At 36.2% G+C, this 11,357-nt stretch carries 8 protein-coding genes; 7 read left to right on the top strand and 1 reads right to left on the bottom strand.

The annotated features are described in order from the left end of the window. Window positions 1–634 precede the first annotated feature (634 nt). Genes M3627_RS08275 through M3627_RS08265 form a run of 3 tightly spaced genes read left to right on the top strand, consistent with a single transcriptional unit; the run spans window position 635 to window position 2,594 of the window. Window positions 635–1,177 (top strand): sigma-70 family RNA polymerase sigma factor, encoded by a 543-nt coding sequence (locus M3627_RS08275; protein WP_251553612.1) that lies wholly within the window; start codon window positions 635–637, stop codon window positions 1,175–1,177. Beyond that, window positions 1,164–1,952 (top strand): signal peptidase I, encoded by a 789-nt coding sequence (gene lepB / locus M3627_RS08270; RefSeq protein WP_251553610.1) that lies wholly within the window; start codon window positions 1,164–1,166, stop codon window positions 1,950–1,952. The genes M3627_RS08275 and lepB overlap by 14 nt, the downstream gene beginning before the upstream one ends. 9 nt (window positions 1,953–1,961) lie before the next feature. Further along, window positions 1,962–2,594 carry a phosphotransferase gene (locus tag M3627_RS08265; RefSeq protein ID WP_251553608.1) on the top strand — a complete coding sequence of 211 codons (633 nt, stop codon included), beginning with the start codon at window positions 1,962–1,964 and terminating at the stop codon, window positions 2,592–2,594. 566 nt (window positions 2,595–3,160) lie between these two features. Here M3627_RS08265 and M3627_RS08260 read toward each other — a convergent pair. Beyond that, entirely contained in the window at window positions 3,161–3,310 is a 150-nt protein-coding gene (locus M3627_RS08260) for a hypothetical protein (RefSeq protein ID WP_251553606.1), read from the bottom strand. A 262-nt stretch (window positions 3,311–3,572) separates the two neighbouring features. Here M3627_RS08260 and M3627_RS08255 point away from each other — a divergent pair, with 262 nt between their 5' ends. From M3627_RS08255 to M3627_RS08240, 4 genes are all read left to right on the top strand, one after another. Continuing rightward, complete coding sequence (locus M3627_RS08255) at window positions 3,573–4,301, top strand: LysM peptidoglycan-binding and 3D domain-containing protein (RefSeq protein ID WP_169360178.1); 729 nt, start codon at window positions 3,573–3,575, stop codon at window positions 4,299–4,301. 422 nt (window positions 4,302–4,723) lie between these two features. Then, window positions 4,724–5,479: a YqjF family protein gene (locus M3627_RS08250; RefSeq protein WP_169360177.1), complete on the top strand. Its 756-nt coding sequence runs from the start codon at window positions 4,724–4,726 to the stop codon at window positions 5,477–5,479. 774 nt (window positions 5,480–6,253) lie between these two features. Continuing rightward, on the top strand, window positions 6,254–10,648 hold the full coding sequence (locus M3627_RS08245) for a S8 family peptidase (RefSeq protein WP_251553633.1): 4,395 nt from the start codon (window positions 6,254–6,256) through the stop codon (window positions 10,646–10,648). 127 nt (window positions 10,649–10,775) lie between these two features. Then, window positions 10,776–11,345 (top strand): hypothetical protein, encoded by a 570-nt coding sequence (locus M3627_RS08240; protein WP_169360176.1) that lies wholly within the window; start codon window positions 10,776–10,778, stop codon window positions 11,343–11,345. The last annotated feature ends 12 nt before the right edge of the window (window positions 11,346–11,357 follow it).

Below are 11,357 nucleotides of genomic sequence, written 5' to 3'. Positions count from 1 at the left end.
AGCACCTAAGTTCATTCTAAAATAGATATAATTCAACGTTGTAAGCTGATAACGTGGAGGGCTTACTCCCAACGAAACGTTGGCAAGGAAAATAATTATGATATTAGTAGTTGTATAACTTGCCTTTGTATCAGTGAAAGTGGTGGCATAGTACCGACGAAGCGTGTAATGAACGTGAAGGGATAGCCACTAGACTAATAAAGATATATTGAATCATGCAAGACAAATCTTTATCGATTATTAAGGTTCTCGTAAGACTAATAGAGGTTCACCTTCCAACGGATGGCACCGACTTATTAAAACGGAAGAATTGAGACACGGAAGTTCATTTGACATTAACCGTGTTGATGATGAAATAGAATTGGATTAGTTGGAACGCCGTATGCGGTGAAAGTCGCACGTACGGTGTGAACAGGGGGAAAAGCTGGTGATAAATTCAAAAGCTTACCTATCTGTATCAAGATGGGGTAAACTCTTTTTCTTATTGAACTAAAGTCGCAGTTTAGTTCAATAACAATATTAATAATTATAAAAAATCCAGGTACCCCTTGGATTTTTTATTTTAATTTTTTTGAAACCATTATTCAAAAAGATACGTCAATAGGGTGATTTGGGAAAGGGGAATTGTGTTGATATGGATAACGAGACAGAATCCATTCAGTTTAAAAAGGTCATGAAGGATAATGGGGAATATTTAATTCGCTTAGCTTTTTATTATGTTAAGAACTGGTCTACTGCAGAAGACATTGTACAGGAAGTTTTCGTCACATATTACGAAAAGTCTGGCCAATTCGAAAGTAGATCTTCGATTAGAACATATTTAGCAAAGATAACCGTGAATAAGTGTCATGATTATTTACGAAGTTGGAAGAATAAAATAAATCTCTACTCCAATCCGTTTGCTAACAGATCAGTATCAACTAAGAATTCTCCAGAGCATCTAATGATTCAAAAAGATACAAATGATAAATTGGTTCAGCAGATATTAGAGATGTCCATAAAATATAGAGAAGTTATTCTATTATATTATTATCACGAATTAAAAATAATGGAGATAAGTGAAATACTCAACTGCTCAGAGAATACCGTGAAAACAAGACTATCTCGTGCAAAGACGATTCTTAAAAGAAACCTGAATGAAATTGAATGGGGGTGTAACAAGGATGAACAATATTAAAAAAAGATTAGATCATTTTGTAGGAGATACTCCTCGATTTACAGTTTCCTTAGAGGATAGAATTTTGAATGAAGTTACTTCGTTAGGAAAAAAGCAAAAAAAGAGAATAATCATTAATAAACTAAGTTTAAGTTTATTGTTTGCGATTGCCATGACTGTCGCTTGTGTTTTTGTTATTTCAATTACTACAGACCCAGCTTCGAATAAGCAGGCAAAAGTAATGACAGATGAAATAACGAAACCTACAATTGAATTTGTTGAACCGAATGAAAATACATTTATCATAGAATATGGATATGACAATATGGATCGAGGAAATCATGATTTTCTATCTATTGATGGGGAACGTCCCATAATAATAGAAAAGAATGAAGAAGAAGATTTAATAAGGGGGGACATCATCTATTACGAATATCCAGGAGATAGTGTATCATATGATCCTCCTGAGTATTATTTATCCAGAATTGTTGGTCTTCCGGGAGAAACCGTAGAAATAATTGATGGTCAGGTGTTTATTGATAATCAGAAACTTGAAACATTTTACGGTAAAAGCTCAAGATTAGGTATGGATATGGAAACTTATTTTACCACACCTTCTGAGGGTTCTATGTTAACTGAAAAAGATTTCAAAGTGAATTTGGACCCTATTAAAATCCCTAAAAATGCTGTTTTCGTTTTAAGTGACGACTGGATAAGGGGGACTAGCAGCATCCATTTTGGTCCTTTAAATATATCTAAAATAGAAGGGAAAGTATTAGGTTATTTAAAAGAATGATATTCATGTTTGGGCGTTGATCTAAAAGGGATTGACGCTCTATTTATAGAACTTATTGAACTAAAGCAGCAGTTTAGTGAAAGAAGGAAATGTAGTTTTTCCATAGAAATATACAAGTTTAGGATTATTGAGTTGAATTTAAAATTTAAGAACAGGGGTGAGAGTGTGAGTAAAGCACTAATAAAACAGATTCCTTTAATAAGTAATTATAAAGAAGTAATGGAAATTAAAAAGGGTTTTTCCATTGATGAAAAATATGTAATACATATGCACGATGGCAATAAAAAGCTATTGCTTCGGATATTTAATTTAGAAGAGTTGGAATTAAGGAAGACAGAATACTCTATTATGGAAAGGATGCAGGATTATCACGTTACTTGTTCACAACCGATTTCAATTGGTGAGGTAGCAAATCGGGGGTATATGATTACATCATACATAGAAGGTAAAGATGCTGAGGATGAAATCTCAAAATACTCGGACCAAGAACAATATAATATTGGTATTGATGCAGGAAAAGAATTAAGAAAAATGCATCAATTATCTGCCCCAGACCATATCTCTTCGTGGTATTCAAGGAAAGTTGAAAAGCATAAGAAATATATAGATGCTTACTTAGCATGTGAGGTAAAGGTTTCATAAGAAGTTGAATCTGATGGATCTTTTGGAATTAACCTTATCAAAATATCAGAATTTTAATAACGAACAGATAAAAGTTAGTAAAGCTTTAGCTTCTATCAACCATCCTTTACGTACATTGCCTAATCAGTATAAGAATTATCATTATGTAAATTTACTTGATCATTTTAAGTTGAAACATACTAATATTTTTTGATTACTATCTTTCCTATCTCATTTTAGAGATAGGTTTTTTCTATATGTTGATCAAAGAATGAGTTATATAATAGCTTAACAGCCAAGGGTGGCTCCACCTGAAATAAAACTTTTTTAATTGATGTTAACTGGTGTTATTTTGGTGTTAAAATCGGTAGAAAACTATATTAAATGACCATATTTGATTATAAAACATAGTATTAAATCAAGCCCTACTAAAGGGTTTTTAGTTTTTTCCACCACATTTGAGGAGTGGTGGTTTAAAACTTTCATATAAGATACGGCAAAGGCGGCTTCCTAATAAGAATTTTATAGCAAGATATATAGACACTCTTACCAGAGATGGTAAGGGTGTTTTTTTGTTGTTTAGGAAATTATAAAATACTGAACCTGTGGATAAATTGATGTCTAGCTCCACCGCCTTGCCCCTCGGGGTCAAATGGATAAAAGCTGCTCCTGCGCAAGCTCGTCGCAAACAAAAGCGTTTGCGGTGGCTGAGGAACTGCCTCCTCGCTTTTCCGCATTTGCCTGTCGGGGCAGTGACAGGCGCTTGCGCTTTTCTTGTGTTAGATAAAGAAAAGCAATAAAGGGGAAATATGTCATCGACAGCAAATGAATATGAAGGAACAATTAAAATTTTTAGAAAGATTTCAGCGAGTAGTCATTTGTAACATGCAGTTTTTTTCTGTCATAAATTTATTATCTCCCTAACACTATCCTGAAATACCTTTGTCATCTTAACATGTTAAGCTAGGGGTCGTTAGTGAAAAGGAGGAAATTCATTTTATGAAAAAACACATTGTAGCACTAACTGCTATTGCGGCACTATCAGTAGGGACAGCAGGACAAGCTTCTGCATCAAGTGTTCACACGGTAGAAAAAGGTGACACTCTTTGGTCAATTTCACAAGAGAATAATGTCAGTGTAGAAAATATACAAGTATGGAACGATTTAGATTCAACAATTATATACCCATCACAACAATTACAGGTAGAGGAATCTACAGGAACTTATACAGTTGTTTCGGGAGACACTATCTATGGTGTTGCGGTTATGTATGGGATGAGCGTTACCGAACTAATGACAAGTAACCAACTTATAGATGACTTAATACACCCCGGTGATAAGCTAGTCGTTAGTGGAGATAAGGTGCAGCCACAAGTGAGTGCATCTCAGAGTTCAGCTAATAGCTCAACCCCTAGTAAACCAGCAGCATCAACGGATGTAAAAGAATTAACCGTAACCGCTACTGCATACACTGCTTCCTGTGAAGGCTGTTCAGGAATTACTTCAACGGGGATCGACTTAAATGCGAACCCCAATCAAAAAGTGGTTGCAGTAGATCCTACTGTCATACCTCTTGGTTCCAAAGTTTGGGTTGAAGGTTATGGGGAAGCCATTGCTGGAGATATTGGAGGCGCAATAAAAGGAAATAAGATAGATGTTTACATGCCTTCTTATAATGATGCGATTAACTGGGGTCGTCAATCGGTGAAAGTTAAAATACTTGACTAAAGTTTTAAAGATAAACAAAAATATTATTTTATTGGTTAAAAGAGGAATATTATAGGTAGGTATTTGTTATTCAAAGGATAATAATTACACATAAAGTAATTTCAAACCCTTTTATTCCATATTAATTACTAAATGTAATTAATTACTAGTAAATAAAAATGCTCATAATGGGTATAATATTGGTATGAGAAACAGTTGATAGCTGAAGAAGATCTCCCTTCGTCTTTCTCATCCGATTTTATATAAAAAATCGGGCCCCACTGTTGAAGAAGTGGGGCTTTTTTTATATTAAAAATTAAACAAGATAAGTATATTGATTGGAGTAATTAGGTATTAAATAAATCGATACCCTAACTCACGAATAATTTAAACTCAGCAGGGTACTTATACAGAATAATAAATGTTAATGAGGTGATAAAAGTATGAAATATCACTCAAAAATAGAAGAAGGTGGTTGGGATGACAGTCACCGTCAGTGGCCGCTTCCAAGCCTGCCCTGGGTAATGCAACAAACTTGGAACGATCTCTTATTTGCACACTACCCGATTAAAATGGATAAACTACGAAGCTTAGTCCCAGAGGCCTTAACAATTGATTCTTTTGATGATGTCGGATGGATTGGCATTGTTCCTTTCCAAATTACCAAAAGCAGGATGAAGGCAGTACCCCCGATTCCTGGAATATCAGCTTTTCCTGAACTTAATGTAAGAACGTACGTCTCAGTAGATGGTAAGCCAGGTGTGTATTTCATAAGCATGGATACCACCAATTTACTGGCGGTGAGTGGAGCAAGAACCTTATATCATTTGCCTTACGTAGTAGCTGATATGAATGTCAGTTATAAAGAGGAATTTGTAAATTATGATAGTAAAAGATTAGATGATAGTGGAGCTCTTTTAAATTGTAGCTATAAGCCAATTTCAGATCCTTATTATCCACAAAAAGGTTCATTTGACGAATGGATGGCTGAACGCTATTGTCTATACACGGTAAATGGAAGTGAAGAAGTCAAACGGTGTGACATTTTGCATGAGCCATGGCAATTGCAAAAAGCTGAAGCAAATTTTAATTTGAATACAATGTTATCTCATCAATCTATTTTTGTAGAAAACAATACACCTATTCTTCATTTTTCTAAGAGGAAGAAGGTCCGTATATGGTCACTTGTAAATCCCTAGAAGGAATAATGTGTAAGGAAGCAAATAACTCCATTTGCTTCCTTTTTTGTGTTTTTTTAAAATGTCGGATTCTCTGCAAAATAGTGGAAATGTTTAAAAGGCACTATTCACGCAAAAAGAGTTGTTTAGAAAAATAGTTAAACATTAATTTGTGTTGGGTATTAAGTAATGATTAAAAAATGGTTCTTAATAATCGTTGTAAATAATTAAAACGCATAAGAAACCTTTCATATATGCCCTTTTTTAATTTAATAATGAAAAGTATATATACCTAGAAGGTATTAAATGGAGTGATTAAGCAATAAAAAAGATCTCTATTTAGGTTAATTTATTCATTTTTCAGAATAAACTAATTCTTACTGAAATTTTAAAATAACCTTGTCCTTTGAGAATAAAGGGTTTAAGAATTATTTTTAAAATTTTGTCTCTCCCGAAAAGATCTAAATACCTACAAAAAATAAGCGTAAAGTAGGCGTATACAATCAAATTGGAATATTTGAACTAGTTAGCGTCAAAATTCGACAAAAATCCTTTGAATTATAGTATATAGTTGTAAATACATCAAGAGCTTTTGTTCAGACACCATGGAATCTGTTTACCTAAACTTACAATTAGGAAAGGGGGAAAGGGTGTTTTTGTGTTTCCTATGTGGTAAAGAACCTAGATTAGTAGGAGTAAAAGATCCAGCTAAAATCAGAGGAGGAATGAAAGTTGAGTAGGAGCAGTAGACGAACTAAACGAAACAAGGCCGTCAGTATCGCAGCAACTTTACTTATGACATTTTCACTGATCGCTCCCAATGTAGTTAGTGCAGAAGCAAGCAGCAAATTGCACCAGTCATTGCGAGATTCAAGTCCGAACAGTATTTCTGTCAAGGATAAAATGAGCAGTAGATTACTAGAAGACTTTAAAGAAGATGAAAAGGTTACTTTCTTGATAAAGTTTAAAGAAAAGGCTGACTCGGCAAAAGTAGCTTCAGAGGCTAGAAAAAATGCCGAGTCGAAAAATCTTTCAGCTCATAACACAAAGCTGATTCAGAGGTCAGCAGTTGTGTCAGAACTAAAAACCACTTCCATGGAATCACAAGAAACTGTGATGGAGTTTCTTGAACAAGAAGTTTCCAAAGGAAATGCTAGCGATTTAGAATCTTATTATATCGTAAATGGGATGTCTGTAACAACGACAAAAGAAATTGCTGAAAAAATAGCTACTTTTCCTGAGGTAGAAAAGATACTTCCCAATGAGACACGACAACTGTTTGTTACTAAAACAAAAGATGCAGTAGCACCTAAAGCAGAGGTCGCAAATGTAGAATGGAATATTGATCGAGTTAAGGCACCACAAGTCTGGGAAATGGGCATTGATGGATCTGGTACTGTAGTCGCAAGTATTGATACGGGTGTTCAATGGGATCATCCAGCCCTTAAAGAAAAATACCGTGGGTACAACAAAGCAACAGGTCAAGTATCACATGACTTTAACTGGTTTGATGCGACTTCTTCAGCAAGTCCAACACCTTTCGATGATCAAGATCATGGAACGCACGTAACTGGAACGATGGTAGGTAGTGAGCCAAACGGTTCTAATCAAATTGGTGTTGCTCCAGGTGCTAAATTTATTGCTGTTAAAGCATTTACAGCTTCCGGTGGTTCTGACGTTGATTTATTAGAAGCTGCACAGTGGATATTAGCTCCTACTGATGCAAGTGGAAATACACGAGTAGATTTAGCTCCAGATGTTGTCAACAACTCATGGGGTGGCGGAGCAGGACTAGATGAGTGGTACCGCGATGTTGTAATCAACTGGCGTGCTGCTGAAATATTCCCAGAATTCTCTGCAGGAAATACTACTTTTTCTAACCCAGGTGGGCCTGGTTCAGTAGCGGCACCATCTAACTATCCTGAGTCTTTCGCAACTGGCGCAACGGATATTAACAATATAGTTGGAAGTTTCTCTCTTCGCGGTCCATCTCCATATGCTGAGATTAAACCTGACATTTCAGCTCCAGGAGTCAACATTCGATCTTCTATCCCTGGTGGCGGATATGAAGGTGGTTGGAATGGAACTTCTATGGCAGGACCAGCTGTATCTGGTGTTGCTGCATTACTTAGACAGGTAAATGCAAATCTTACCGTAGATCAAATGGAAGAGATTTTATTAAATACAGCTATTCCTTTAACAGATACCCAATATACAACAGTACCAAACCATGGCTATGGATATGGTTTAGTAGATGCTGAAGCTGCAGTGTCTTCTATTCTTACTGGACTTGGTACTTTAAAAGGACAAGTAACTAAAGAGGGCGAGGATAATGAAGCGCCAGTTCTTGAACACTCTGCTCCTTCTGAAACATATGAAGGTATGGCTTTAACTTTAACTGCAAATGTTACAGATGATATTAGTGTTTCTTCTGTAGTATTAAAATATCAAGATGAAAACGGAGCTTGGCAAGAAATCGAAGCTGGGCGCTCATCTGGTGACTTTAAGTCTGGAGTATACACAGTAGTGGTCCCTGGAGATCTAATCACAGGCACTTCCTTTAAATACACTTGGACTGCAACAGATTTTGGTAACAACGAAGTAACAAGTGAAGAGTATACAATAGAAGTAAAACCTGGCGTTACTGTAGGATACTCAGAAGATTTTGAAGCACAACCAACTGGATGGTACTCTTTTGGGAACCAAAACAGCTGGGAGTGGGGCGTACCAACATCTGGTCCTGGAAATGCAGCATCTGGAGAAAAGGTATATGCTACTAATCTAGCTGGTCAGTATGCAAATAATATGAACGCAACACTTGTGGCACCTCCAATTGATTTGCCAGAAGGAAATTCATATCTTCAGTTCAAGCAGTGGCATAATTTTGAACAAGCTTCATCTGGTACAGCTTGGGATTATGGACATATAGTTGTTTCTACTGACCAAGTAAACTGGACACAGTTATTAAGGGTTACAGGAATATCTACAGCATGGGGAGAGGTAGAGGTAGACCTTTCTGAATATGCGGGTCAACGTATCTATCTTGGATTTAATGCATTTTCTGATGGAAGTGTACAAAGAGACGGTTGGTATATTGATGACGTAGCTTTAACGGATGTTTCTCAAACTGGTACTGTTTCAAAAGGAAAAGGTAATAACAATGGAAATAGCAACAATGGAAATTCAGCTATCACAGGCGGTAAAGGAAATAACAATCAAAAAGATATTGACGTGAAAAAACCGGCAGTAGATCCAAATAAAATTAAACCTGTTTTACCTGAAGTAAAGGCAGCGCCACCAGTAGTGGAAGATACAAATGCTCCTGCATTACTACCACTTGGTGCACAAGTTAGCGTACTTGAAACAAATCGCTCTGTTTACACAAACCCAGCAGATGGTTCTTACTCAATGACCCATGCTGCAGGTACATTTACAGTAAAAGCAGAAGCTTATGGTTTCGAGTCTGAAGAAAAATCAGTAGTGATTGAAGCAGATGAAACAGCAACTGCAAATTTTACTTTAGATGAAGTTGAACAAAATACGATTAGCGGTACAATTACAGATGCTTCTACAGGAGAAGGAATTGCTGGAGCAACTATTCTTCTAGTAGAGGATGCAAATATCTCACCAGTCGTTACTGATGAAAATGGTAACTATGAGATTACTGCATATGTAGGAGAGTACACGTTAAAAGTTATCGCTCGTGGCTACCATGGTCAAGAAGTTCCTGTAACAATTGACGGTGAGCCAATTACAAAAGATATTGCTTTAGAACCTTTTTACACTTATCCAGGTGGGGAAATTGGTTACGATGATGGAACTGCAGAAAATGCAAGAGCATTTAACGCAGCTGGAAATGCATGGTCTGTAAAAATGTCACTTCCTGAAGGTAAGGAAAGTGGAATTGTAACAGATGGAGTATTTAAATTCTGGACAACAGAATGGCCAGTACCAGGTGGAACAGCATTCGCAGTAGAAGTTTGGGATGCAAGTGGTATTGATGGAGCACCAGGGAAAATGATTGCTGGTCCTGTTAATGCAACAGCATTACGTAATGGTGATTGGACGGTTGTTGACTTAACGGAACACAACATCGTTGTAAATGGAGACTTCCATATGGTGTATCGCCAAACATTTGCAAACCCTAACACTCCAGGTCTAGCTACAGATGAAGATGGACCAAATGCTGGTAGAAGCTACCAAGGAGTTTCAGGTGCATGGACTCCTGCACCTGCTGCTGAGGGTAACTATATGATCCGAGCTCGTGTAAGCTACGAGGTTGTAGGTCCAGTTATCACTTCACCTGAACAAGGTTTAGTGACTAACGAAGAAAACATTACAATAGAAGGATCTGCGTCACCAACTACAACTATAGAGTTGAAGCAAAATGGTGAAGTAGTAGGATCTACTGAGGTTGGTAATGACGGTAAATTCGCACTTGATGCAGTATTAACAGAAGGTGAAAATGAATTTACAGTTGTATCTACTTTAGATGGTCGTGAAACTGGAGAGTCTGCACCAGTAACAGTTACTTTAGACACTCAAAAGCCTGAATTAACTATTACAAAACCAGTTGATGGAGAAAAAACAAATCGTGAAAGTGTTACTGTAGAAGGTACTATTGCAGATGCTAATTTGGAATATGTTCATGTAAATGGACAACCAGCAACAGTAACTAACGGCAAATTCTCTAAACGTATCCTTTTAGAAGAAGGATTAAATGAAATTACTGTAGAGGCGAAGGATGCAGCAGGAAATGTAGAAACTAAGACAATTAAGGTTACTACTGACTCCATTGCTCCAGAAATCTCTAACCTAAAACCAGCAACAGATTTAAATCTTAAAACTGGCCGTAGTGTTAAAATTGAATTTGACAGTGAGCCTGGTTTAAAACCTACATTTGTTATTCATATGCCACTTACAAATGTTGGAGATGTACAAAATGCTACAGAATTACCAATGATGGAAACTGGTAATGGCCATTATGTTGGTTATTGGACAGTGCCAGCAGATACAGTAGCAAATGGAGCAGTAATCGAAGTAATAGCAATTGATGGCTTTGGAAATGAAACACGTCAAAAAGCAGCAGGTAAATTGTTTATTAATGTTGATGCTCCAACCTCTTCACAGCCAGCGGTAGAAAAACCAGCTGAATTAGAGGAGCCTGTAAAAGAAACAGAAGAGAACTAAGAAATATTTAACACAAAAAGTCAGTGAGATATCTCACTGACTTTTTTGTTTTTAAAAATATTCATAACATTCGGTAAAATATGATAATATTAGGTAATAGCAAATTATGTAAACAAAGGGGATAGGTATGAGAAGGGAATATAATATAAAACATATTTTTTTAGTAATTGCTGCATGCGTGGTTTTATTTTCACCAATTTATATTTTATTAATGCCAAATATTGTAGCCGATACTATCTATTATGATAGAAACTCATGGCTTACTTATGTACCATCTATTAATTATTGGGTATTGGGGATAAGTGTTTTTACGTTTGCTTTGTGCTTTGTTCTTCTGGGGTTATTAAAAAGTTGGAAGATCTCTATTCCAACCGCATTAATTGCTTTTGCTTTAAGCGTGGTAACGTTTTATTATGCTTCCTTGTCATATATTTCACTTAATGAGGACCAAATTTCTTATAGAAAAATGTTTTCAACAGAAAAAGAAATTTATCAGTGGGAAGAGTTAAATAAGGTTTCCTATTATATGGTAGACGAAAAATCTGAGGAACTTCCTTATTACAGCTTTTACTTTAATAATGGAGAAAAGTTTACGATTAAAGAGAACACTCATGTATTAGATGTAGCATCAAGCATCAGGTGGAGGGTAAAGGCAGCTGAGGTTCCTATTGAGCATGTAGAAACTTGGAATGAATAATAGCGCTTATGG

Source organism: Psychrobacillus sp. MER TA 171, from assembly GCF_023713305.1.
Taxonomy (GTDB): Bacteria; Bacillota; Bacilli; order Bacillales_A; family Planococcaceae; genus Psychrobacillus.
This window is presented reverse-complemented; position numbering and strand designations above follow the sequence as displayed.